Raw genomic sequence first — 21,234 nt, forward strand, 5'->3', positions numbered from 1 at the left:
CCCCCATCGCCATGGAAGACGGTCTGCGCTTCGCTATTCGCGAAGGCGGTCGTACCGTGGGCGCCGGCGTGGTCTCCAAGATCCTTGACTAAGTATTGAATCGGGGCCGGCGTGAGTCGGCCCCGGCTCGAGCATCCCGAAGGGATAAGTAACATGTCGAATCAGAATATCCGAATCCGGCTTAAAGGCTTCGATCATCGATTGATCGATCGCTCGGCCCAGGAGATCGTCGAGACGGCCAAGCGGACCGGTGCCCAGGTCAAGGGCCCCATCCCGCTGCCGACTCGCAAGGAAAAGCACACCATCCTGATCTCGCCCCACGTCAACAAAGACGCGCGGGACCAGTATGAAATCCGCACCCACAAGCGGTTGATGGACATCGTGGAGCCCACCGACAAGACGGTGGATGCCCTGATGCGTCTGGACCTGGCCGCGGGCGTGGATGTCCAGATTCAGCTGAACTGATCAGCCCGGAAGCGCGCTTCCATTGAGGGGCTTTTCAAGGGGCTCGCTGAGTGCTAAGATAGCGGGCTCTTTTGGCCCGGTACAGGGGCAAGCCTGTGCCGGGTCTGCATTTCCGGGTCAGGAATTGGGCTCGGCGCTCAAGTCGAGCCAAATTGTATACAGCGCTGGTCAATCGAAATCGGCGCGGTGAACGAGGATAGGAAAGATGGCTATTGGTGTTGTAGGGCGGAAACGCGGCATGACCCGTGTTTTCACCGAGGACGGTGCTTCCAGGCCCGTCACGGTGATCGAGGTCGAGCCGAACCGTATCACGCAGCTCAAATCGGTCGAATCCGACGGCTACCGGGGTCTTCAGGTGACCACGGGCAATCGGCGTCCCAATCGCGTGACCAAGGCGCAGGCCGGGCACTTCGCCAAGGCCGGCGTGGAAGCAGGTCGCGGTATCTGGGAGTTTCGTCTCACCGAGGGTGAGGGCGAGGACCTGGAGTTGGGCGGTGAAATTCGGGTCGACATGTTCGAGCCGGGCCAGGAAGTCGACGTGACTGGCACCACCATTGGTAAGGGTTTCGCTGGTACCATTAAGCGGCATAATTTCCGCGGCCAGCGTCAGACCCACGGTAATTCCCTCTCTCATCGCGTGCCGGGTTCCATTGGCCAGAACCAGACCCCGGGCCGTGTTTTCAAGGGCAAAAAGATGTCCGGCCACATGGGTAATGTGCGCCGCACCACCCAGAACCTGGAAGTGGTTCGAGTGGATGCCGAGCGCAACCTGTTGCTGGTCAAGGGTGCCGTGCCCGGTTCCAAGGGCTCGGACGTCATCATCCGCCCTGCGAACTCGGCCAGTTAAGGAGGTTACATGGAACTTCAGGTGCACAACGCCTCTGGCCAGGAAAAGGTTTCCGTCTCTGACGTGAACTTTGGTCGGGATTTCAACGAAACGCTGGTCCACCAGGTGGTGGTGGCGTATCTGGCAGCCGGTCGGGCCGGAACCCGCGCCCAGAAGACCCGCGCGGAAGTTCGTGGCGGTGGTCGCAAGCCCTGGCGTCAGAAGGGTACCGGCCGTGCCCGTGCTGGTACCATCCGCAGCCCGATGTGGCGCGGTGGTGGCAAGATTTTTGCCGCTCAGCCCCAGGACCACAGCCAGAAAGTGAATAAGAAAATGTACCGGGCAGCGATCCGGTCCATTCTGTCCGAGCTGGTGCGCCAGGATCGCCTCTTGGTGGCAGAGTCCTTTGATGTGGATGAGCCCAAGACCCGCGCCCTGACTGGCAAGCTGAAAGAGCTCGGCCTGGACAATGTCCTTATCGTGACTGAAGACGTGACCGAGGCGCTTTATCTCTCCGCACGCAATCTGCCCAAAGTGGATGTGCGAGATACCGCCGCGCTGGACCCTGTCTCCCTGGTGGGTTTTGACAAGGTTTTGCTGACGGTGCCCGCCCTGCGTCGCATCGAGGAGTGGCTGTCATGAACCAAGAGCGACTGATGACCGTGCTGCTCGGTCCGCATGTCTCGGAAAAGAGCACCGATGTGGCCGAAGCCCACAACCAGGTGGTCTTCAAGGTCCGTCGGGATGCGAGCAAGCCGGAGATCCGCCGCGCAGTGGAGATGCTTTTCGACGTGAAGGTCGAAAAGGTCAGCGTGGTGAATCACAAAGGCAAGATCAAGCGTTTCGGTATGCAGTTTGGCCGTAGGCAGGATTGGAAAAAGGCCTATGTGACGCTGCCCGCCGGACAAGACATTGATTTCATGGGTGGGGACTGAGGTCCTCGCCTGAATCGAACAGGGATTCGAAGTCATGGCACTGAAGAAAGCAAAACCGACTTCGCCCGGACGCCGTTTCGTCGTTCAGATTAAGAACGCCGAGCTGCACCGGGGTGAGCCTTACGCCCCGCTGGTGGAGAAGAAGCACAGCACCGGTGGTCGGAACAGCGCGGGTCGGACGACCATGCGTCACCGGGGTGGCGGCCACAAGCGTCGCTACCGGGTGGTGGATTTCCGCCGCAACAAGGATGACGTGGCGGGTCGCATCGAGCGTTTGGAGTATGATCCGAACCGCAGCGCGCATTTGGCATTGGTGTTGTATGCCGATGGCGAGCGCCGCTACATCATCGCGCCGCGTGGCTTGAAGGCCGGCGACCCGGTGATGTCCGGTGATCGGGCGCCCATCAAGGTGGGTAACGCCCTCCCGCTGCGCAACATTCCAGTGGGTAGCACGGTGCATTGCGTCGAACTGCGGCCCGGCAAAGGCGCGCAGCTGGCTCGCTCCGCGGGTACGGCCTGTCAGTTGCTGGCTCGTGAAGCGGGTTATGCCACCATTCGCCTGCGCTCCGGTGAGGTGCGCAAGGTGCACGCGGAATGTCGCGCCACCATCGGCGAAGTGGGTAACCAGGAACACAGTCTCCGCCAATTGGGTAAGGCCGGCGCCAAGCGTTGGCGCGGTTTCCGGCCCAAGACTCGCGGTGTGGCCATGAATCCCGTGGACCATCCGCATGGTGGTGGTGAAGGTCGTACCTCGGGGGGCCGTCATCCGGTCAGTCCCTGGGGCCAGCCCACCAAGGGTTACAAGACGCGGCATAACAAGCGCACGGATAACATGATCGTGCGTCGCCGTCGGCTCAAGAAGTAACGGAATCGAGAGGGTAGGCACGTGCCACGTTCAATTACAAAAGGTCCTTTCATTGATCCCCACCTCGCGAAGAAGGTTCGCGCGGCGGCCGAGAACAATGATCGTCGACCCATCAAGACCTGGTCGCGCCGGTCCATGGTTACGCCCGACATGGTTGGGCTGACCATCGCGGTCCATAACGGCCGGCAGCATATGCCCGTACTGGTGTCCGAAAACATGGTCGGCCACAAACTCGGTGAGTTTGCGTTGACCCGGACTTTCAAGGGTCATGCGGCCAACAAGAAGTCGAAGTAAAGAGGTAGCGAGCCATGCAGGTAAATGCAAAACTTCGGTTCGCCAGAATCTCGCCACAGAAATGTCGGCTGGTTGCGGATCAGGTCCGGGGTAAGCCCGTGGACCAGGCCCTCCAGATTCTGGAGTTCAGCACGAAAAAGTCGTCTCATATTCTGAGGAAGTTGCTGGAATCGGCAATTGCCAACGCAGAAAACAATGAAGGCGCTGATGTGGATGAGCTCAAGGTGGATCGGATTTTCGTCGATGAAGGTCCGATGATGAAGCGCTTCCAGCCGCGGGCCAAGGGGCGTGCCGACCAGATTCTCAAGCGGACGAGCCACGTCACCATTTCAGTGGCTGACGAGTGAAGGTGATTTGACATGGGTCATAAAGTTCATCCAACCGGTTTCAGGCTTGGCGTAGCCACTGACTGGACCGCCAAGTGGTTTGCGGAAGGTGGCGAGTTCGCCGATACGCTGCTGGAAGACCTGAAGCTGCGCGATTACATCAAGAAGAAGTTGGCGCATGCCTCGGTTAGCAGGATTCAGATCGAGCGTCCGGCCAAGAGCGCCCGCATTACGATCCATACCGCTCGCCCGGGTATTGTGATTGGCAAGAAGGGTGAGGACATCGAAAAGCTTCGCAAGGAGCTGTCCGAACGCCTTGGTATGGATGTGCGCGTCAGCATTGCAGAAGTTCGCAAGCCCGAGCTGGATGCCCAGCTGGTGGCGGAGAGCATCGCACAGCAGCTGGAACGCCGCATTATGTTCCGCCGTGCCATGAAGCGCGCCGTGGGTAATGCCATGCGCCTGGGTGCCGAAGGCATCAAGGTTCGCGTCGGCGGCCGGCTCAATGGTGCGGAAATCGCCCGCAGTGAGTGGTATCGGGAAGGCCGGGTACCGCTGCACACCATGCGTGCGGATATTGATTATGGCTTCGCCGAAGCCCAGACCACCTACGGCATTATTGGCGTAAAGGTCTGGATCTTTAAGGGCGAAATCCTGGATCCCAGCACCATCGGCCAGGTTCAAGCCGATGAGAAGGCGCGGAAGTAGGAGACGCTGTCATGTTGCAGCCGAAACGAACAAAATTTCGTAAGCAGCACAAGGGCCGCAACCGTGGCGTGGCGCAGGCTGGTAACACCGTGGATTTCGGTGAGTTCGGTCTGAAGGCAACCACGCGGGGCCGCATTACTGCTCGCCAGATTGAAGCGGCGCGTCGCGCCATTACACGTCACGTGAAGCGTGGCGGCAAAATCTGGATCCGGATCTTTCCGGACAAGCCAGTTACCGCCAAGCCCCTGGAAGTTCGCATGGGTAAGGGTAAGGGTAACGTGGAATATTGGGTTGCCCAGATTCAGCCCGGGCGTGTTCTTTATGAGATGGAAGGGGTCAGTGAAGATCTGGCGCGTGAGGCATTTCGCCTGGCCGCAGCCAAACTTCCGGTGCAGACCACCTTCGTGACCCGGCAGGTGATGTAATGAAAGTTTCAGATCTGCGTAAGAAGAATTCGGAAGAGTTGAACAAGGAGCTGCTTGATTTGCGGCGCGAACAGTTCAATCTGCGGATGCAGCAGGCCACCGGCCAGCTCAGCCGTCCGGACCAGGTCAGCAAGGTCCGTCGGAACATCGCACGCATCAAGACGGTTCTGAATGAACAGAAGGCGGGTGAACAGCAATGAGTGAGACGAATTCGCAAACCCCGCGCACGATATTGGGCCGAGTGGTGAGCACCAAGGGTGACAAAACCATCTCGGTCTATATCGAGCGGCGTGTATCCCATCCGCTGTATGGAAAGTACATTCGCCGGAGCACCAAGCTCCTGGCGCATGATGAAGAGAACGCGTGCCGCGATGGTGATGTGGTCACCATTGCAGAATGCCGTCCGCTGTCCAAGCGGAAGAGCTGGCGGTTGCACGAGATCGTGGAACGGGCTTCGGAATAAACCGAGCACTACACGGGTTGGCCGCCAGCCCGGCTGACTGGCCGACTTAGCAGGGGTAGAGAAAATGATCCAGATGCAGACACTGCTGGACGCCGCAGACAACAGCGGGGCTCGTAGCCTTCGTTGTATCAAGGTGTTGGGTGGTTCCAAGCGTCGCTACGCGCGGATCGGTGACGTGATCAAGGTCAGCGTGAAGGAAGCGATCCCTCGGGGCCGTGTGAAGAAAGGCGAGGTATACGACGCTGTTGTGGTTCGTAGCCGCAAGGGTGTGCGTCGCCCGGATGGTTCGGTGATTCGCTTCGACAGCAATGCGGCTGTCCTGCTGAATCCGCGCCTTGAGCCCATCGGTACCCGTATTTTCGGACCGGTGACCCGTGAGCTGCGAACCGACCAATTCATGAGAATTGTCTCGCTCGCCCCCGAGGTGCTGTGAGCGAACGGAGAGGTTGACGATGAACCGGATTAAGAAAGGCGACGATGTGATCGTCATCGCAGGCAAGGACAAAGGCCGTCAAGGTACCGTTCTGCGTGTGGTGGACGAGGACCATATCGTGGTCGAGAATGTGAATATCGCGAAGAAGCACCAAAAGGCCGACCCGAACCGTGGCCAGGGTGGGGGCATCATTGATCGTGAGATGCCCATCAACATCTCCAACGTGATGATGTTCAACCCTGTGACCAAGAAAGGTGATCGAGTCGGAATCCGGCGGCTGGAGGACGGCCGCAAGGTTCGCATCTTCAAGTCCACCAACGAAGCGGTCGACGTTTAAGTAGGTGATCCCGATGGCGAGACTTAAGCAGTTATACAATGAAAAGCTCAAGGGCCAGATCCAGAAGGATCTCAGCCTTGAGAACCCCATGGAGGTCCCCCGGATCACCAAGGTCACCATCAATATGGGTCTCGGTGAGGCTGTGGGTGACCGGAAAGTCCTTGAGCATGCGGTTGACGATTTGGCGAAGATTACGGGCCAGAAGGCTCTGATCACGAAGTCGCGCAAATCGGTAGCTGGCTTCAAGATCCGGGACGGTTGGCCCATTGGTGCCAAGGTGACCCTCCGCCGGGAGCGTATGTACGAATTTTTGGATCGTCTCATTAATGTGGCGGTTCCCCGGGTTCGTGACTTCCGCGGGCTGAGTGTCAAGGCCTTTGACGGCCACGGCAATTACAGCCTGGGTGTGAAAGAGCAGATTATTTTTCCGGAAGTTGAGTACGACAAGGTCGATGCCATCCGCGGTATGGATATCACCATTACCACGACGGCGAAAGACGACGAGCAGGGCCGGGCCCTGTTGTCTGCTTTCAACTTCCCGTTCAAGAACTGAGTAGGGGCTGAGAAATGGCCAAGAAATCAATGGTTGAGCGTGAGCGTAAACGCGCAAAAATGGTGGCCCAGTATGCCGCCAAGCGTGCCGAGCTTAAGCGCATCATCAAGGATCCTAGTTCCAGCGAAGACGATCGCGAAATCGCGGTGGAGAAGCTGGCTAGTTTGCCGAGGAACTCCAGTCCCGTTCGCGTACGGAATCGTTGCCGGATTACCGGTCGTCCTAACGGTTACTATCGTCGCTTCGGCCTGGGTCGGACCAAGCTGCGGGAAGCCGCCATGCGTGGTGACATCCCGGGGTTGACCAAGTCCAGCTGGTAAGGGCGTTTGGAACGAGGAATAACGCAATGAGTATGACTGATCCGATCGCCGACATGCTGACCCGTATCCGTAACGCTCAGCGTGCGGGTAAAGCCACGGTCAGCCTGCCGTCCTCCAAGACCAAGGCCAATATCGCCCAGGTCCTGAAGGATGAAGGCTACATCGCCGATTTCTCCGTCAAGGAAGAAACCGGCAATAAGCAGACCATGGAAGTTGCCCTGAAGTACTTTGAGGGTAAGCCCGTGATAGAGACGATCCGTCGGGTTTCCCGGCCAGGGCTGCGGGTCTTTAAGGCCTGCGATGAACTGCCCAAGGTCGATGGGGGTCTCGGTGTGGCGATCGTATCCACATCCAAGGGTGTGGTGAGTGACCGTGTTGCCCGCGAGTCGGGTAATGGCGGTGAAGTAATTTGTTTCGTCTCGTAACTGACGCAGGGTTTTAGCGATGTCCAGGATTGCAAATGCGCCGGTCACCCTGCCGGATGGGGTTGAATTCAAGCAGAGTGGCACCCAGGTGAGCTTCAAAGGTTCCAAGGGTGAACTCAGCATGGAGCTCCATCCCGATGTGACCGTGGAGCAGGAGGACAAGAGCCTGCGTGTGGCCGCTCGTCAGCAGGGCGACCGCCGCCAGGTAGCCATGGCGGGTACAACCCGCGCGCTCTTGAACAACATGGTGACCGGAGTGTCGGCTGGCTTTGAGCGGAAGCTTGAGCTGATCGGCGTGGGTTATCGGGCCCAGGCAAAGGGGAAATCCCTGAGTCTGACGCTGGGTCTTTCCCATCCGGTTGATTATCCGGTGCCGGAAGGCCTGACCATTGAAACCCCGAGTAACACCGAGGTGGTGGTCAGAGGCGTGGATAAGCAGAAGGTCGGGCAGGCTGCGGCAGAGATCCGTGCCTTCCGTCCCCCCGAGCCCTATAAGGGCAAGGGTATCCGGTATTCGGATGAACGTGTGGTCCGTAAAGAGGCCAAGAAAAAATAACGGTAGGTGAGCAATGGATAAGAGAACGGCTCGCACGCGTCGTGCCCGCAAGGCGCGCGCCAACATCCGGCAGATCGGCGCTCATCGTCTGAGTGTTCATCGTACGCCGAGACATATTTATGCCCAGGTCATTGCACCGGATGGGGGCAAGGTTCTGGCTGCCGCTTCCACGGTACAGCCCGAGTTGAAGAAGTCCCTGAAGGGCACGGGTAACGTGACCGCTGCGGAAGCAGTGGGTAAGGCCATTGCGGAAAAGGCAAAGGCCGCTGGCATCGAGCAGGTGGCCTTTGATCGCTCTGGCTTCCGGTATCACGGCCGGGTCAAGGCCTTGGCCGATGCGGCACGCGAAAGCGGATTGAAATTCTGAATAGGTAACTATCATGGCAGCACCCGGACAGAAGCAGACGGACGATCTCCAGGAAAAGCTGGTCGCCATCAATCGTGTGGCCAAAGTGGTGAAAGGCGGCCGGAAATTTGGTTTCACCGCCTTGGCAGTGGTCGGCGACGGCAATGGAAAAGTTGGCTTTGGCTATGGCAAGGCCCGGGAAGTCCCCCTGGCCATTCAAAAGGCCATGGAAAAAGCCCGTAAAGACATGCAGTCCGTCCACTTGAACGAAGGCACACTCCAGTACCCCATGCGTGCCAACCACGGCGCGACCCGGGTGCTGATGCAGCCAGCTTCCGACGGTACCGGGATTATCGCCGGTGGTGCCATGCGTGCCGTCTGTGAAGTGGCCGGCGTGAAGAACGTGCTCGCCAAGAGCTATGGCTCGCGCAACCCCATTAACGTTGTGCGCGCTACCATGAACGCGCTGACGCAAGTCCGCTCTCCGGAGCAGGTGGCCGCCAAGCGCGGAAAGTCCGTAGAAGAGATCACGGGTTGAGACCGATGGCTGATAAAGGTAACAAAACAATCAAGGTCACGCTGGTCCGCAGCATGCACGGCCGCCTGAAGAATCATCAGGCCTGTGTGCGGGGGCTCGGCCTGCGCCGTATGCACCATACCGTGGATGTTCAGGACACCCCTGAAAACCGCGGCATGATCAATCGTGTTTCGTACCTGTTGCAGGTAGAGGAAGCCTGATTATGCGACTGAATGAATTGAAGCCCGCGGAAGGCTCACGTCCCGAAGGCAAACGCCTTGGTCGTGGTGCCGGTTCCGGCCTGGGCAAGACCTCGGGCAAGGGCCACAAGGGTCAGCTGGCACGTTCCGGCGGCACCGTAATGGTCGGCTTTGAAGGTGGTCAGATGCCGCTGCAGCGTCGCCTGCCGAAGGTGGGCTTTCGTTCGCGCACGGCCGCCATGGCGGATGAGATCCGCCTGGACGAGCTGACACGAGTGGAAGCTGACGTGATTGATATCGCCGTACTTCGCAAGGCCGGGCTGGTTCACAGCAAGGCCGAGCGGGTCAAAATCATCGCTAGCGGCGATCTGGGCGGCAAAGCCGTCACGGTCAAGGGTCTGGTGCCCTCCAAGGGGGCGCGCAAGGCCATTGAGGACGCCGGCGGAAAGATCGAGGAGTAAGTCATGGCGGCTGGCGGCGGCGCGGTCCCTTCCAATCTCGGTAGTCTCGGTCGAGCCACTGAGATCAAGCAGCGCCTGCTGTTTGTTCTTGGTGCCATGATCGTATTCCGGATTGGTGCACACATCCCGGTGCCGGGTATTGATCCGGTCCAGATGGCCCAGGTCTTCGAGGCCCAGCGCGGCACCATCCTGGAGATGTTCAACATGTTCTCCGGCGGGGCGCTGGAACGTTTCAGCCTCTTCGCCCTGGGGATCATGCCCTACATCTCGGCTGCCATTATCATGCAGCTGATGACCGCCGTGATTCCTCAGCTCAAAGAGTTGAAGAAGGAAGGCGAGGCCGGACGCCGGAAGATTACTCAGTACACCCGCTACGGCACGGTGGTCCTGGCAACCTTCCAGTCCATTGGCGCCTCTATTGCGCTGGCCAATCAGGGCGTGTCCATTATTCCGCCGGCCCAGTTCACCTTTGTCTGTGCCGTGACGCTGGTAACCGGCACCATGTTTTTGATGTGGCTGGGTGAGCAGATTACCGAGCGGGGTATCGGTAACGGTATTTCCCTGATCATCTTTGGCGGGATTGTGGCTGGTCTGCCCTCCGCCATGGGCGGCACGCTGGAACTGATCAGGACCGGTGAGCTATCCACGATTTTCGGTATCATCCTGGCCTTCCTGGCCCTGGCCGTGACCGCTTTTGTGGTGTTCATCGAGCGTGGGCAGCGCCGGATTACCGTGAACTACGCCAAGCGCCAGCAAGGTCGGCGCATGTATGGCGGCCAGAGCAGTCATTTGCCGCTGAAGCTGAACATGGCCGGGGTGATCCCGCCCATCTTCGCTTCCAGTATTATTCTGTTCCCGTCCACCCTGATTGGGTGGACCCAGGATCAGGGCCCGGGTTGGATTCAGCAGTTGGTCCAGTCCCTGCAGCCCGGTCAGCCGGTGTACACGCTGTTTTATGCCGGCATGATCATGTTTTTCTGCTTTTTCTACACGGCTCTGGTGTTCAACAGCCGTGACACGGCAGACAACCTCAAGCGCTCCGGCGCCTTTATTCCGGGCATTCGCCCGGGGCGTCAGACGGCGGATTATGTGGACGGCGTGCTGTCTCGGCTTACCCTCTGGGGGGCCATATACATCACGGCTGTCTGCTTGTTGCCGGAGTTCTTGATCGTCGGTTGGAACGTTCCCTTCTATTTCGGGGGTACATCTCTGCTGATTATTGTCATCGTCTCGATGGATTTCATGTCCCAGCTTCAGGCGCACATGATGTCTCATCAGTACGATGGCCTGCTTAAGAAAGCGAATTTGAAGGGCTACGGCCGCGCTGGCCGTCCCCGTTAATCCAGTAACGGTTTGAGCCGCCGATGGGTGGCGCAGGAGACTGAACCATGAAAGTCCGAGCTTCGGTCAAGAAAATTTGCCGGAATTGCAAGATTATTCGCCGTCACGGGACGGTTCGGGTGATCTGCACCAGCGACCCCCGCCATAAACAGCGTCAGGGTTGATCCGGTCCCATAGATTGATCGCCGAGGCGATCTGAGGTATATTGTCGCGTTTCCCGCGCGAGGCGAGTCAGGAGTTTAGCCGAAATGGCCCGTATAGCAGGTATTAACATCCCGACCCACAAGCATGTGGTGATCGCGCTGACAGAGATCTACGGAGTCGGTCGTACCCGGTCCCAGCAGATCTGTGAAGCGGCCAATGTAAAGCCGGATACCAAGGTGCGTGACCTCACCGAAGGTGAGATCGACAGCATCCGTGGTTTGGTGGGCAAGTTCGTCGTGGAGGGTGATCTCCGCCGGGAAACTGCCATGAACATCAAGCGGTTGATGGATCTGGGCTGCAACCGTGGTATTCGTCACCGCCGTGGCCTGCCCCTTCGAGGGCAGCAGACCCAAACTAACGCGCGCACCCGCAAGGGTAAGCGTCGCCCCATCACCCGTTGATTCCAGCGGATACAACGGGTCTTGATGAGACAAGATTCAGTAACCAAGGGTAGATTGAAATGGCCAAAGCTGGCACCCGCACCAAAAAGAAGGTGAAAAAGACAGTTGTTGATGGCATCGCTCATGTTCAGGCGAGCTTCAATAACACCATCGTGATGATCACGGATCGTCAGGGCAATGCCCTATCCTGGGCCACTTCTGGTGGTTCCGGCTTCCGGGGTTCGCGTAAGAGCACCCCCTTTGCCGCCCAGGTGGCTGCCGATCGTGCCGGTCAGGGCGCTCAGGATTACGGTGTGAAGAACCTGGAAGTGCGGGTCAAGGGCCCCGGTCCTGGCCGCGAATCCGCTGTACGTTCTCTGAACAACGCCGGTTTCCGCATCACCAATATCACGGACGTGACGCCAATTCCGCATAATGGCTGCCGTCCGCCCAAGAAGCGCCGCGTGTAAGGCAAGGCAATCCATCGTGATTGCTGTCCGGGCAGCCGCCCGGTACAGCAAGCCTCGGAGAGTTTGAGACATGGCAAGATACATCGGACCAACTTGTAAACTGGCGCGTCGCGAAGGGACAGATTTGTTCCTCAAAAGCGGCATGCGCCCGCTGGAGTCCAAGTGCAAGATCGATTCTGTTCCGGGTCAGCATGGCAATCGCCGTGGTCGCCTGTCGGATTACGGTCTGCAGCTCCGGGAAAAGCAGAAGCTGCGGCGCATGTACGGCGTTCTCGAACGCCAGTTCCGCAAATATTACAAAGAAGCAGCTCGCCGTAAGGGTTCCACGGGTGAGAACCTGCTGACCCTGCTTGAGACCCGTCTTGATAACGTGGTCTATCGCATGGGTTTTGCCTCCACCCGGGCCGAAGCACGCCAGCTGGTGTCCCACAAGGGCATCCTGGTGAATGGCGAGCTGGTGAATGTGCCGTCCTACCAGGTCAAGGCAGAGGATGAAGTGAGCGTTCGGGAAAAGTCCCAGAAGCAGCTGCGTATCCAATCTGCGCTTGATATGGCCAAGGAAGCCGGTTTCCCGTCCTGGATCGAAGTGGACGAGAAGAAAATGACCGGTATTTTCAAGGCTGCCCCGGATCGCGGCGACATCCTTCCGGATGTCAACGAAAACCTGGTGGTCGAGCTTTACTCCAAGTAATTGCGGGGTTTGACTAGATGTCATCTGTCGGTGAGTTTCTAAAGCCGCGTCATATTGACGTGAAAGAAATCAGCGCAACTCGCGCCCGAGTTGTCCTGGAGCCGCTGGAACGTGGTTTCGGTCATACGCTGGGTAATGCCCTGCGTAGAGTGCTGTTGTCCTCCATGCCCGGTGCTGCCGTGACCGAGGCCGAGATTGAAGGCGTGGTTCACGAGTACAGCACCGTGGAAGGTGTGGAAGAAGATGTGCTGGAAATCCTGCTGAATCTCAAGCAGGTGGCCATGCGCATGCATTCCCGCGAGGAAGCCACGCTGACGGTTAAGCAGAAGGGCAAGGGTGTGGTGACTGCGGGTGATCTGCAAACGGATCATGAGCTGGAAATCATGAACCCGGACCTGGTGCTGGCCAACGTGAACGCCAGTGGCGAGCTGAATATGCAGATCAAGGTGCGCCGGGGTCGAGGCTATGAGCCCGCTTCCCAGCGTGGCAGCGTCGACGATGAGAGTCGTCCCGTGGGCCGGCTGCTGGTGGACGCCACCTACAGCCCCATCCGTCGCGTAAGCTACAGCGTGGAAGCGGCGCGTGTGGATCAGCGGACGGACCTGGACAAGCTGATCATTGATCTGGAGACTAATGGCGGCATTGATCCGGAAGAAGCTATTCGCCGGGCGGCTACCATTCTCAGCGATCAACTGTCCGTCTTCGTGGATCTTGAAGACAGCGAAGAAGCCAGCACGGAAGAAGACAGTCAGATCGACCCGGTCCTTCTGCGTCCAGTGGATGAGCTGGAGCTGACGGTCCGTTCGGCCAACTGCCTCAAGGCAGAGAGCATCCACTACATCGGTGATCTGGTTCAACGCACCGAAGTGGAGCTGCTCAAGACGCCGAACCTGGGCAAGAAATCGCTGACCGAGATCAAGGACGTGCTGGCTCAGCACGGTTTGTCCCTCGGCATGAAGCTGGAAGGCTGGCCGCCGTCCAGCCTCCAGGACAAGAAGCAAGCCTCGGCCTAAGCCGGGCTTCGGATAAGTCACTATTTCAGGAAAGTAGTCATGCGTCACCGCAAGGCAGGTCGTAAACTGAATCGCAACAGCAGCCATCGCAAGGCCATGTTCCGCAATATGGCCGCGTCGCTGCTGCGTCATGAACAGATCAAAACCACGGTCCCCAAGGCCAAGGAGCTCCGCCGCGTGGTAGAGCCCCTGATTACCCTGGCCAAGGACGACAGTGTGGCTGGCCGTCGCCGGGCCTTTGACCGGCTGCGTGACCGTGAACTGGTCACCAAGCTCTTCAATGAGTTGGGCCCGGTCTACAAAGAGCGCAACGGCGGTTACACCCGCATCCTCAAATGCGGCTTCCGTGACGGCGATAACGCCCCCATGGCCATCGTGCAGTTGGTGGGTCGTGCCGAACCGCAGGAAGAAGAAGCCGCCGAGTAATCGACCGCTTCAAGCAAGATCAAAAAACCGGGCCCAGCGCCCGGTTTTTTATGTCCCGGTTTTTCTATGTCTTGGAAAAGGCGAACACGAAGGACACGAAGAAAGGCAGAAGGGCACGAAGGGTTGGTAAGTTGGATGGGCTCTGGGGCGGTTGATGCTGCCTTGCTGGATTTGGGTTTGGTGTTTTAACACGGAGGGCACGGAGGAGCCACGGAGATCACGGAGTGAGTGTACGCTCGCTGTGTGGGGCCGGCGTCATCGCGAATGAATTCGCTCCTACGGATGGGATGTCGCCGTAGGAGCGGATTTATCCGCGAATAATTCGGTGAGAAGTGGGAGCGGCGTCCGCCGCGATCAAACGGCAGCTTCCTTACCAATCGCGGCGGACGCCGCTCCCACAAAACCCCAATGACCCTCTCCGTGATCTCCGTGGCTCCTCCGTGGCCTCCGTGTTCCCCATCAGACCCAGCAATCTTCCGAGCCATTCACTACGAACCAGAAAGCCTGTCAGCCATCGTCCCCTTCTGCCTTTCTTCGTGTCCTTCGTGTCTCGCTTTTAATCCCTCAAGACCCGGTATCTTTCAATGAGCGGCTAGCGGGATCGTAGGCCAGGTTGGGGGCGAGCCAGCGTTCGGCTTCTTCCAGGGGCCAGCCCTTGCGCTCGGCGTAGTCGGCTACCTGGTCCTGGCTGATCTGGCCCAGGCCGAAATAGCGGGCTTTGGGGTGGGCGAAGTAGAAACCGCTCACCGAGGCCCCCGGGTACATGGCGTAGTTCTCGGTCAGCTGCATGCCGGTACGGGCTTCCACATCCAACAGGTCCCAGATCAGGCCCTTCTCGGTGTGTTCTGGACAGGCGGGATAACCCGGGGCAGGGCGGATGCCGCGGTATTCCTCTCGAATCAGGGCGGTGTAGTCCAGGTCCTCATCCCGGTCATAGCCCCAGAGGGCCTTTCTTACCCGCTCGTGGAGATACTCGGCAAAGGCCTCGGCCAGGCGATCGGCCAGCGACTCCACTAGTATGGCGTTGTAATCATCATCCTTGTCCCGATATGCGCGGCTCAATTCGGCGAGCTCCAGCCCGGCGGTGACGGCAAAGCCCCCCATCCAGTCCGGAACGCCTGAATCAATCGGTGCAACAAAATCCGCCAGGCAGAGGTTGGGTTTGCCGGTGGGGCGCTGGGTCTGCTGACGCAGGAAGTGGAAGCAGCAGCGCTCCTGCTTTCGCTGCTCGTCCTGGAAGATCAGCACGTCATCACCCCGGGCCCCGGCCGGAAACAGGCCCACCACGCCCCGGGGACGGAGCCAGCGCTCCGAGGCCATTTGATCCAGCATGGCCCGGGCTTCATCAAAGAGCTGGCGGGCCACCTCGCCCCGGTCCGGGTCCTTGAGGATGCGGGGGTAGCTGGCCTTGAGCTGCCAGGCGTGGAAAAACGGCGTCCAGTCGATATAGGGACGCAACTGGTCGATGGTCACATCATCCACGGTATGCAGGCCCGGCTGGGCCGGTTCCACCGGTGGATAATGCCGGGGTTCGGGGTCAAAGGCATTGGCCCGGGCCGCCGCCAGGGGGATCTGGCGTTTTTTGGACGTTCTTCCGGCGCGGCGCTGGCGCAGACGTTCGTGCTCCTCGGCCACCTCGCTGGCAAAGGCCTCCCGTTGCTCTCGGTTGATCAGGCGGGAGACCACATTGACCGCCCGGGAGGCATCCTTCACATGCACCACCGGGGCGGCGTATTCCGGGGCCACTCGCAGGGCCGTGTGGGTGGGGGAGGTGGTGGCCCCGCCGATCATCAAGGGCAGGCGGAACTGGCGGCGCTCCATCTCGGAGGCCACCCGCTGCATTTCATCCAGGGAGGGGGTGATCAGGCCCGACAGGCCGATGATGTCCACCCCGTGGGCCACGGCCTCATCCAGGATTTTTTCCGCGGGCACCATCACGCCCAGATCGATCACTTCATAGTTGTTGCACTGCAGGATCACCGAGACGATGTTCTTGCCGATGTCGTGGACATCGCCTTTGACGGTGGCCATCAGCACCTTGCCCTTGGCCCCCTGGCGGTCATCCTTCTCCGCCTCGATATAGGGGATCAGCCAGGCCACCGCCTTTTTCATCACCCGCGCGGATTTCACCACCTGGGGCAGAAACATCCGCCCGGAGCCGAACAGATCGCCCACCACGCCCATGCCTTGCATGAGCGGGCCCTCGATCACGTCCAGAGGATGTTTCGCCGCCTGGCGCGCCTCTTCCACATCCGCTTCCACGTGTTCCACGATGCCGTGGACCAGGGCATGTTCCAGGCGCTTTTCCACCGGCTCTTCCCGCCAGGCGTGATTGACCTTCTCCCGCTTGCCCTGGTCCCGGTAGTCGTCGGCGATCTCCAGCAGCCGCTCGGTGGCGTCGTCACGGCGATTAAGGATCACATCCTCCACCCGTTCGCGGAGGTCTTCGGGAATGTCTTCGTAAACGGTCAGCTGACCGGCATTGACGATGGCCATGTCCAGGCCGGCGGCAATGGCGTGATAGAGGAAGACCGAATGCATGGCCTCCCGCACCGGGTTGTTGCCCCGGAAGGAGAAGGAGACGTTGGACAGGCCGCCGCTGGTGAACACCCCCGGCAGTTCCCGCTTGATGCGCCGAACCGCTTCAATGAATTCCACCGCATAGTTGTTATGGGCCTCAATGCCGGTGGCCACCGCGAAGATATTGGGGTCGATGATGATGTCGGTGGCATCAAAGCCGGCTTGCTCGGTCAGCAGCTTGACCGCCCGCTGGGCGATGGCCACCTTGTGATCCGCGCTTTCCGCCTGACCCTGCTCGTCGAAGGCCATGACCACCACCGCCGCGCCATAGCGCCGGCACAGGCGGGCCTGCTCCAGGAATTCCGCTTCCCCCTCCTTGAGGCTGATGGAGTTCACCACCGGCCGGCCCTGGACACATTGCAGTCCCGCCTCGATCACCTCCCATTTGGAGGAGTCGATCATGATGGGAACCCGGGCGATGTCCGGTTCAGTGGCCACCAGATCCAAAAAGTGGCGCATGCAGGCCACCCCATCCAGCAGCCCGTCATCCATATTCACATCAATGACCTGGGCGCCGCCTTCCACCTGTTGCCGGGCCACCTCCAGGGCGGTTTCATAATCCTCCGCCTCGATCAGTTTGCGGAAACGCGCCGAGCCGGTGACATTGGTTCGTTCGCCAATGTTCACAAAACCGGTCTCGGGGCCGATTCGAAGGGGTTCCAGCCCGGACAGGCAAAGATGCGGTCCTCGGGTATCCCGTTCGCTCATCAGGCAATGTCCTTCTGGTCGTGCTGTAAACGCCGCGGCGGATGGGCGGCGACGGCTTCGGCAATCTCGCGGATATGCTCAGGCGTGGTCCCGCAGCAACCGCCGATGATGTTGATCAGGCCGCGTTCGGCCCATTCGCCGATCAGCTCGGCCATTTCCCCGGGGCTCTGGTCGTACTCACCGAGCTCATTGGGCAGGCCCGCATTGGGGTGGGCACTTACCGGCACCGGGGCCACCCGGCCCAGCTCATTCACGTACTGGCGCAATTGGTCCGCCCCCAGGGCGCAGTTCAGCCCCACGCTGAAGGGACGGGTTTGCATCACGCTATGCCAGAAGGCCTCCACCGTCTGGCCGGACAGGGTGCGGCCACTGGCATCGGTGATGGTGGCCGAAATCATGATCGGCCAGCGCCGGCCCTGATCCTGAAACAGGGTGTCCAGGGCAAACAGGGCCGCCTTGGCATTCAGGGTGTCGAAAATGGTCTCCACCATGAACAGATCCACCCCGCCCGCCACCAGGCCTTTGGCCGCCTCGTAATAGACCGAGACCAGGTCCCGGAAGCGCACATTGCGTTTTGACGGATCATTCACATCGGGGGAGATGGAGGCGGTTTGATTGGTGGGCCCTAATACCCCCACTACCCAGCGGGGCCGGTCGCTCTGGGTATGGACTTCATCCGCCACTTCCCGGGCCAGGCGGGCGCCTTCGGCATTAATGGCATGGACCTGATCCTCCAGGCCGTAGTCCGCCTGGGAAATGCGGTTGGCGTTGAAGGTATTGGTCTCGATCAACTCCGCCCCGGCATTGAGATAGTCCCGGTGCAGCTGACGGATCCGCTCCGGCTGGGTCAGATTCAGCAGATCGTTGTTGCCCGTCAGTTCATGATCGTGATCCTCAAACAGCGATCCGCGAAACTGGGACTCGCTGAGATCCAGGTTCTGGATCATGGTGCCCATGCCCCCGTCCAGGATCAGAATGCGTTCCGAGAGGGCCTTGTGCAGGGACTCACTCATGGATGCACCTCCGTGGTTACGTCCCGGGCCGAATCCGCCGCCGGCGCGCCCCGGCCGGGACAGATCCCCAGCATCCGGCAAATGGCCTTGGTCAGCTGGGCCCGGTTGAGGGTGTAGAAATGAAATTCTTCGACGCCCTCGGCCTGCAGGTCCAGGCACTGCTCCGAGGCCACCGTGGCCGCTACCAGCTGGCGGGTGTCCGGGTCGTCGTCCAGGCCGTCGAACAGACGATGCAGCCAACGGGGTACATGGGCCCCGCAGGCTTCGCTGAAGCGGGCCACGGTGGCGAAATTGCTCACCGGCAGAATGCCGGGCACCAGGGGTACATCAATGCCGGCGGCCCGGACCCGGTCCCGCCAGCGCAAAAAGGTATCGCTGTCGAAGAAGTACTGGGTGATGATGCGATTGGCCCCGGCATCCACCTTGCGCTTGAGGTAGTCGATATCGGCTTGTGGCGAGCGGGCCTCCGGATGGACCTCGGGATAGCCGGCCACGCTGATATCGAAATCCCCGATCTTCTTCAGACCCGCCACCAGCTCGGCGGCATTGGCGTAGCCATCGGGATGGGCCCGAAAGCCGCTCTCGGCGGACGGCGGGTCACCCCGCAGGGCCACCAGGTGGCGCACGCCGGAATCCCAGTAGTCCTGGGCCACGGCATCCACCTGGGCCCGGGAGGCATCCACGCAGGTGAGATGGGCCGCCGGGGTCAGATCGGTGTCGTCCAGCACCCGGCGCACCGTGGCGTGGGTGCGTTCCCGGGTGGAGCCTCCGGCCCCGTAGGTCACCGACACAAAGCGGGGATTCAGCGGCGCCAGCGCCAGAATGGAGGACCACAGCCGGCGTTCCATGGCTTCGGTTTTGGGCGGAAAGAATTCAAACGAGACCCGCAGGCGGGACTCGGTGTCTTCAGTCCAGGTTTCGGTGGGTAACTGGCTCATTATTCGGCGACTCCCGTGTGATGACCGGGCGCCGATTCGGGAAAGCTTGCGGGGAAAATGGCAGTGCCACATGGAACAGTGGCGGGAGCGGCGTTCACCGCTTTAGCTGCATTTATTGAGCGCCCGCAAGCTGGACATCAAATCGGCGCTTTCGTATTCAGAATGGTAGAGACCGGTGGTATTGTCAAGCGTCTGCTTATATTCATCCGGGATAAGCCAATCTGCTATTGTGCGGGATTGGCCTACAATCGCGGGAGTGTCCCATGTTTGTGAATCGCTTGATGAACTTGTCTCTGGGGACCGCCCTGGCTTTACTGATCAGCAGTAATGCCCTGGCCTGGGACCGGGTGGAAACCGATACCCAGCTGAGTCGTTCCGATGTGCTGGCCACCGGGGCCATGGCGGCTACCAGTCAGCCTCTGGCCACCCAGGTGGCCCTGCAGGTGATGCGGGACGGGGGCAATGCCATTGATGCGGCCATTGCCGCCAATGCCATGACCGCCCTCACCGAGCCCACCGGCAACGGCATCGGCGGTGATCTCTTTGCCATTGTCTGGGATGCTGAATCTGAAAGCCTCTATGGCTTGAATGCCAGTGGTCGAGCGCCCAAGGCCATGACCCGGGACTGGTTTGAGGAAAACGACTACGACCGCATTCCCCAGCGCGGCCCCCTGCCGGTGTCCGTGCCCGGGACTATCGACGGCTGGTTCGAATTGCACGAGCGCTTCGGCCGTATTGGCATGGAAGACGTGCTGGCCCCCACCATCCACTATGCCGAGGAGGGGTTCCCAGTCACCGAGGTGATTGCCTATTTCTGGGAGCGCAATGCCGAGGTGCTGGAGGAATACGAGAATTTTCCAGAGACCTTCATGCCCGACGGACGCGCACCCCGCAAGGGGGATATCTTCAAGAACCCGGATCTGGCCAACACCCTTCGCCAGGTGGCGGAAGACGGCCGTGAGGCCTTCTACGAAGGCGAGATTGCCGAGATCATCGAAGACTACATGCAGCGCCAGGGTGGTTTTCTCACCGCCGAGGACATGGCCGCCCATGAATCCACCTGGGTGGATCCGGTCTCCACCAATTACCGCGGCTATGACGTCTGGCAGTTGCCGCCCAACACCCAGGGCATTGCCGGGCTGCAGATACTCAACATCCTGGAGGCCTGGGACCTGTCCGAGTACAGCCTGGACGACCCGGACTACGTCCATCTGTTCACCGAAGCCAAGAAGCTGGCCTTTGAAGATCGGGCGCGCTTCTACGCCGACCCGGATTTTGTCGATGTGCCGGTGGAAGAGCTCATCTCCAAGGAATACGCCGAACGCCGCCGTGCCCTGATCGACGAGGAAAAGGCCGCCACTGAATTCCCCGCCGGCGATCCCCGCCTGGACGAGAACGACACCATTTACCTCACCACGGCAGACTCGGAAGGCAATATGGTGTCCCTGATCCAGAGTAACTATCGCGGCATGGGTTCCGGCATGACCCCGGACGGGTTGGGTTTCATCCTTCAGAACCGGGCCGAGATGTTTAATCTGGACCCGGATCATCCCAATACCCTGGAACCCGGCAAGCGTCCCTTCCACACCATCATTCCCGCCTTCGTCACCAAGGACGGGGAGCCGTGGATGAGCTATGGCGTCATGGGCGGTGCCATGCAGCCCCAGGCCCATGCCCAGATCATGATCAATATGATCGATTTCGGCATGTCCTTGCAGGGAGCCGGGGACGCGCCCCGGATTTCCCATCTGGGCAGTTCCCAACCGGAAGGGGATGAAATGAAAGACGGCGGCACCATCCACCTGGAATCGGGTTTTTCCCGCGAGACCATAGAAGCCCTGCGTGAGCGCGGTCACCAAGTGGAAGTGGGCGGTGCCGGCTTCGGCGGTTACCAGGCCATCATGCGTTGTCCCGAGTCCGGTGTGTTTTATGGGGCCTCCGAACCCCGCAAGGATGGCCAGGCCGCGGGCTTCTAGGGCCTTCCTTGTGGCACAATGCCTTGCAACATCGCCTAT

31 protein-coding genes and 1 pseudogene are annotated in these 21,234 nt (G+C 60.0%); 30 read left to right on the forward strand and 2 right to left on the reverse strand.

From position 1 onward, the window contains the following. The 29 genes from J2T60_RS12435 to rplQ form a co-directional block, all read left to right on the forward strand. A partial coding sequence (locus tag J2T60_RS12435) for an EF-Tu C-terminal domain-related protein (RefSeq protein ID WP_510184477.1) occupies window positions 1–92 on the forward strand: 92 nt, incomplete at its 5' end. A gap of 61 nt (window positions 93–153) precedes the next feature. Beyond that, window positions 154–465 (forward strand): 30S ribosomal protein S10, encoded by a 312-nt coding sequence (gene rpsJ, locus J2T60_RS12440; protein ID WP_253450879.1) that lies wholly within the window; start codon window positions 154–156, stop codon window positions 463–465. A 205-nt stretch (window positions 466–670) separates the two neighbouring features. After that, complete coding sequence (rplC, locus tag J2T60_RS12445; RefSeq protein ID WP_253450882.1) at window positions 671–1,312, forward strand: 50S ribosomal protein L3; 642 nt, start codon at window positions 671–673, stop codon at window positions 1,310–1,312. Window positions 1,313–1,321: 9 nt separating this feature from the next. Beyond that, a complete protein-coding gene (gene rplD / locus J2T60_RS12450) occupies window positions 1,322–1,933 on the forward strand; it encodes a 50S ribosomal protein L4 (protein WP_253450885.1) in 612 nt (203 codons plus the stop codon). Continuing rightward, window positions 1,930–2,226 (forward strand): 50S ribosomal protein L23, encoded by a 297-nt coding sequence (rplW, locus tag J2T60_RS12455; RefSeq protein WP_253450888.1) that lies wholly within the window; start codon window positions 1,930–1,932, stop codon window positions 2,224–2,226. Before rplD ends, rplW begins: the two co-directional genes overlap by 4 nt. Window positions 2,227–2,260: 34 nt before the next feature. Continuing rightward, the gene (gene rplB / locus J2T60_RS12460) at window positions 2,261–3,091 is read left to right on the forward strand and encodes a 50S ribosomal protein L2 (protein ID WP_253450891.1); all 831 of its coding nucleotides are present in this window, start codon (window positions 2,261–2,263) and stop codon (window positions 3,089–3,091) included. Window positions 3,092–3,112: 21 nt separating this feature from the next. Continuing rightward, window positions 3,113–3,385, forward strand: a complete 273-nt coding sequence (rpsS, locus tag J2T60_RS12465) for a 30S ribosomal protein S19 (protein ID WP_253450896.1) — start codon at window positions 3,113–3,115, stop codon at window positions 3,383–3,385. A gap of 14 nt (window positions 3,386–3,399) precedes the next feature. Next, entirely contained in the window at window positions 3,400–3,732 is a 333-nt protein-coding gene (gene rplV, locus J2T60_RS12470) for a 50S ribosomal protein L22 (RefSeq protein WP_253450898.1), read from the forward strand. 12 nt (window positions 3,733–3,744) lie between these two features. Beyond that, on the forward strand, window positions 3,745–4,419 hold the full coding sequence (gene rpsC / locus J2T60_RS12475) for a 30S ribosomal protein S3 (RefSeq protein WP_253450901.1): 675 nt from the start codon (window positions 3,745–3,747) through the stop codon (window positions 4,417–4,419). Window positions 4,420–4,430: 11 nt separating this feature from the next. Further along, window positions 4,431–4,844, forward strand: coding sequence for a 50S ribosomal protein L16 (rplP, locus tag J2T60_RS12480; protein WP_253450904.1), 414 nt, complete (start codon window positions 4,431–4,433; stop codon window positions 4,842–4,844). Next, window positions 4,844–5,044, forward strand: coding sequence for a 50S ribosomal protein L29 (gene rpmC, locus J2T60_RS12485; protein ID WP_253450907.1), 201 nt, complete (start codon window positions 4,844–4,846; stop codon window positions 5,042–5,044). The genes rplP and rpmC overlap by 1 nt, the downstream gene beginning before the upstream one ends. Further along, complete coding sequence (gene rpsQ, locus J2T60_RS12490; protein WP_253450910.1) at window positions 5,041–5,307, forward strand: 30S ribosomal protein S17; 267 nt, start codon at window positions 5,041–5,043, stop codon at window positions 5,305–5,307. Before rpmC ends, rpsQ begins: the two co-directional genes overlap by 4 nt. A gap of 64 nt (window positions 5,308–5,371) precedes the next feature. Continuing rightward, on the forward strand, window positions 5,372–5,740 hold the full coding sequence (rplN, locus tag J2T60_RS12495) for a 50S ribosomal protein L14 (protein WP_253450913.1): 369 nt from the start codon (window positions 5,372–5,374) through the stop codon (window positions 5,738–5,740). A gap of 19 nt (window positions 5,741–5,759) precedes the next feature. Next, entirely contained in the window at window positions 5,760–6,077 is a 318-nt protein-coding gene (gene rplX, locus J2T60_RS12500; protein ID WP_253450916.1) for a 50S ribosomal protein L24, read from the forward strand. Window positions 6,078–6,090: 13 nt separating this feature from the next. Further along, window positions 6,091–6,630, forward strand: coding sequence for a 50S ribosomal protein L5 (rplE, locus tag J2T60_RS12505; RefSeq protein WP_253450919.1), 540 nt, complete (start codon window positions 6,091–6,093; stop codon window positions 6,628–6,630). A 14-nt stretch (window positions 6,631–6,644) separates the two neighbouring features. Continuing rightward, entirely contained in the window at window positions 6,645–6,950 is a 306-nt protein-coding gene (gene rpsN, locus J2T60_RS12510) for a 30S ribosomal protein S14 (protein WP_253450922.1), read from the forward strand. Window positions 6,951–6,976: 26 nt separating this feature from the next. Beyond that, entirely contained in the window at window positions 6,977–7,375 is a 399-nt protein-coding gene (rpsH, locus tag J2T60_RS12515) for a 30S ribosomal protein S8 (RefSeq protein WP_253450925.1), read from the forward strand. A gap of 19 nt (window positions 7,376–7,394) precedes the next feature. After that, on the forward strand, window positions 7,395–7,931 hold the full coding sequence (rplF, locus tag J2T60_RS12520) for a 50S ribosomal protein L6 (protein WP_253450928.1): 537 nt from the start codon (window positions 7,395–7,397) through the stop codon (window positions 7,929–7,931). Between the two features lie 13 nt (window positions 7,932–7,944). Continuing rightward, window positions 7,945–8,298, forward strand: coding sequence for a 50S ribosomal protein L18 (gene rplR, locus J2T60_RS12525; protein WP_253450931.1), 354 nt, complete (start codon window positions 7,945–7,947; stop codon window positions 8,296–8,298). A 13-nt stretch (window positions 8,299–8,311) separates the two neighbouring features. Next, a complete protein-coding gene (gene rpsE, locus J2T60_RS12530) occupies window positions 8,312–8,815 on the forward strand; it encodes a 30S ribosomal protein S5 (RefSeq protein ID WP_253450935.1) in 504 nt (167 codons plus the stop codon). Window positions 8,816–8,820: 5 nt separating this feature from the next. After that, window positions 8,821–9,015, forward strand: coding sequence for a 50S ribosomal protein L30 (rpmD, locus tag J2T60_RS12535; RefSeq protein WP_253450938.1), 195 nt, complete (start codon window positions 8,821–8,823; stop codon window positions 9,013–9,015). A 2-nt stretch (window positions 9,016–9,017) separates the two neighbouring features. Continuing rightward, complete coding sequence (gene rplO, locus J2T60_RS12540; RefSeq protein WP_253450941.1) at window positions 9,018–9,455, forward strand: 50S ribosomal protein L15; 438 nt, start codon at window positions 9,018–9,020, stop codon at window positions 9,453–9,455. Window positions 9,456–9,458: 3 nt separating this feature from the next. Continuing rightward, a complete protein-coding gene (gene secY, locus J2T60_RS12545) occupies window positions 9,459–10,796 on the forward strand; it encodes a preprotein translocase subunit SecY (protein WP_253450944.1) in 1,338 nt (445 codons plus the stop codon). Between the two features lie 47 nt (window positions 10,797–10,843). Beyond that, window positions 10,844–10,960 carry a 50S ribosomal protein L36 gene (rpmJ, locus tag J2T60_RS12550; RefSeq protein ID WP_253450947.1) on the forward strand — a complete coding sequence of 39 codons (117 nt, stop codon included), beginning with the start codon at window positions 10,844–10,846 and terminating at the stop codon, window positions 10,958–10,960. Between the two features lie 84 nt (window positions 10,961–11,044). Next, window positions 11,045–11,401, forward strand: a complete 357-nt coding sequence (rpsM, locus tag J2T60_RS12555; RefSeq protein WP_253450950.1) for a 30S ribosomal protein S13 — start codon at window positions 11,045–11,047, stop codon at window positions 11,399–11,401. A gap of 59 nt (window positions 11,402–11,460) precedes the next feature. Then, window positions 11,461–11,850, forward strand: a complete 390-nt coding sequence (gene rpsK / locus J2T60_RS12560) for a 30S ribosomal protein S11 (RefSeq protein WP_253450953.1) — start codon at window positions 11,461–11,463, stop codon at window positions 11,848–11,850. A 70-nt stretch (window positions 11,851–11,920) separates the two neighbouring features. Beyond that, window positions 11,921–12,541, forward strand: coding sequence for a 30S ribosomal protein S4 (rpsD, locus tag J2T60_RS12565; protein WP_253450956.1), 621 nt, complete (start codon window positions 11,921–11,923; stop codon window positions 12,539–12,541). Window positions 12,542–12,558: 17 nt separating this feature from the next. Further along, window positions 12,559–13,554 carry a DNA-directed RNA polymerase subunit alpha gene (locus J2T60_RS12570; protein ID WP_253450959.1) on the forward strand — a complete coding sequence of 332 codons (996 nt, stop codon included), beginning with the start codon at window positions 12,559–12,561 and terminating at the stop codon, window positions 13,552–13,554. Window positions 13,555–13,593: 39 nt separating this feature from the next. Then, entirely contained in the window at window positions 13,594–13,980 is a 387-nt protein-coding gene (rplQ, locus tag J2T60_RS12575; RefSeq protein WP_253450962.1) for a 50S ribosomal protein L17, read from the forward strand. 564 nt (window positions 13,981–14,544) lie between these two features. Here rplQ and metH read toward each other — a convergent pair. Continuing rightward, window positions 14,545–18,281: pseudogene (gene metH / locus J2T60_RS12580) on the reverse strand (methionine synthase). Continuing rightward, window positions 18,278–19,219, reverse strand: a complete 942-nt coding sequence (metF, locus tag J2T60_RS12585; protein ID WP_253450964.1) for a methylenetetrahydrofolate reductase [NAD(P)H] — start codon at window positions 19,217–19,219, stop codon at window positions 18,278–18,280. Before metF ends, metH begins: the two are co-directional and overlap by 4 nt. A 263-nt stretch (window positions 19,220–19,482) precedes the next feature. Between metF and ggt the strand changes: the two genes are divergently transcribed. Beyond that, entirely contained in the window at window positions 19,483–21,195 is a 1,713-nt protein-coding gene (gene ggt / locus J2T60_RS12590) for a gamma-glutamyltransferase (RefSeq protein WP_253450967.1), read from the forward strand. Window positions 21,196–21,234 lie beyond the last annotated feature (39 nt).

This window comes from Natronospira proteinivora (genome assembly GCF_024170465.1).
GTDB classification, from domain to species: domain Bacteria; phylum Pseudomonadota; class Gammaproteobacteria; order Natronospirales; family Natronospiraceae; genus Natronospira; species Natronospira proteinivora.

What these genes read in the sequence shown, in the direction of transcription:
- rpsN (WP_253450922.1), top strand. Translation starts at nt 6,645, where the DNA reads ATGGCCAAGAAATCAATGGTTGAGCGTGAGCGTAAACGCGCAAAAATG.
- rpsH (WP_253450925.1), top strand. Translation starts at nt 6,977, where the DNA reads ATGAGTATGACTGATCCGATCGCCGACATGCTGACCCGTATCCGTAAC.
- rplE (WP_253450919.1), top strand. Translation starts at nt 6,091, where the DNA reads ATGGCGAGACTTAAGCAGTTATACAATGAAAAGCTCAAGGGCCAGATC.
- rplX (WP_253450916.1), top strand. Translation starts at nt 5,760, where the DNA reads ATGAACCGGATTAAGAAAGGCGACGATGTGATCGTCATCGCAGGCAAG.
- rpmC (WP_253450907.1), top strand. Translation starts at nt 4,844, where the DNA reads ATGAAAGTTTCAGATCTGCGTAAGAAGAATTCGGAAGAGTTGAACAAG.
- J2T60_RS12570 (WP_253450959.1), top strand. Translation starts at nt 12,559, where the DNA reads ATGTCATCTGTCGGTGAGTTTCTAAAGCCGCGTCATATTGACGTGAAA.
- rplQ (WP_253450962.1), top strand. Translation starts at nt 13,594, where the DNA reads ATGCGTCACCGCAAGGCAGGTCGTAAACTGAATCGCAACAGCAGCCAT.
- secY (WP_253450944.1), top strand. Translation starts at nt 9,459, where the DNA reads ATGGCGGCTGGCGGCGGCGCGGTCCCTTCCAATCTCGGTAGTCTCGGT.
- rpsK (WP_253450953.1), top strand. Translation starts at nt 11,461, where the DNA reads ATGGCCAAAGCTGGCACCCGCACCAAAAAGAAGGTGAAAAAGACAGTT.
- rpsM (WP_253450950.1), top strand. Translation starts at nt 11,045, where the DNA reads ATGGCCCGTATAGCAGGTATTAACATCCCGACCCACAAGCATGTGGTG.
- rplV (WP_253450898.1), top strand. Translation starts at nt 3,400, where the DNA reads ATGCAGGTAAATGCAAAACTTCGGTTCGCCAGAATCTCGCCACAGAAA.
- rplC (WP_253450882.1), top strand. Translation starts at nt 671, where the DNA reads ATGGCTATTGGTGTTGTAGGGCGGAAACGCGGCATGACCCGTGTTTTC.
- metF (WP_253450964.1), bottom strand. Translation starts at nt 19,219, where the DNA reads ATGAGCCAGTTACCCACCGAAACCTGGACTGAAGACACCGAGTCCCGC.
- rplW (WP_253450888.1), top strand. Translation starts at nt 1,930, where the DNA reads ATGAACCAAGAGCGACTGATGACCGTGCTGCTCGGTCCGCATGTCTCG.
- rpsD (WP_253450956.1), top strand. Translation starts at nt 11,921, where the DNA reads ATGGCAAGATACATCGGACCAACTTGTAAACTGGCGCGTCGCGAAGGG.
- rplD (WP_253450885.1), top strand. Translation starts at nt 1,322, where the DNA reads ATGGAACTTCAGGTGCACAACGCCTCTGGCCAGGAAAAGGTTTCCGTC.
- rpmJ (WP_253450947.1), top strand. Translation starts at nt 10,844, where the DNA reads ATGAAAGTCCGAGCTTCGGTCAAGAAAATTTGCCGGAATTGCAAGATT.
- rplO (WP_253450941.1), top strand. Translation starts at nt 9,018, where the DNA reads ATGCGACTGAATGAATTGAAGCCCGCGGAAGGCTCACGTCCCGAAGGC.
- rpsQ (WP_253450910.1), top strand. Translation starts at nt 5,041, where the DNA reads ATGAGTGAGACGAATTCGCAAACCCCGCGCACGATATTGGGCCGAGTG.
- rplR (WP_253450931.1), top strand. Translation starts at nt 7,945, where the DNA reads ATGGATAAGAGAACGGCTCGCACGCGTCGTGCCCGCAAGGCGCGCGCC.
- rpsJ (WP_253450879.1), top strand. Translation starts at nt 154, where the DNA reads ATGTCGAATCAGAATATCCGAATCCGGCTTAAAGGCTTCGATCATCGA.
- rplP (WP_253450904.1), top strand. Translation starts at nt 4,431, where the DNA reads ATGTTGCAGCCGAAACGAACAAAATTTCGTAAGCAGCACAAGGGCCGC.
- rpsE (WP_253450935.1), top strand. Translation starts at nt 8,312, where the DNA reads ATGGCAGCACCCGGACAGAAGCAGACGGACGATCTCCAGGAAAAGCTG.
- rplN (WP_253450913.1), top strand. Translation starts at nt 5,372, where the DNA reads ATGATCCAGATGCAGACACTGCTGGACGCCGCAGACAACAGCGGGGCT.
- rpmD (WP_253450938.1), top strand. Translation starts at nt 8,821, where the DNA reads ATGGCTGATAAAGGTAACAAAACAATCAAGGTCACGCTGGTCCGCAGC.
- rplB (WP_253450891.1), top strand. Translation starts at nt 2,261, where the DNA reads ATGGCACTGAAGAAAGCAAAACCGACTTCGCCCGGACGCCGTTTCGTC.
- rplF (WP_253450928.1), top strand. Translation starts at nt 7,395, where the DNA reads ATGTCCAGGATTGCAAATGCGCCGGTCACCCTGCCGGATGGGGTTGAA.
- rpsC (WP_253450901.1), top strand. Translation starts at nt 3,745, where the DNA reads ATGGGTCATAAAGTTCATCCAACCGGTTTCAGGCTTGGCGTAGCCACT.
- ggt (WP_253450967.1), top strand. Translation starts at nt 19,483, where the DNA reads ATGTTTGTGAATCGCTTGATGAACTTGTCTCTGGGGACCGCCCTGGCT.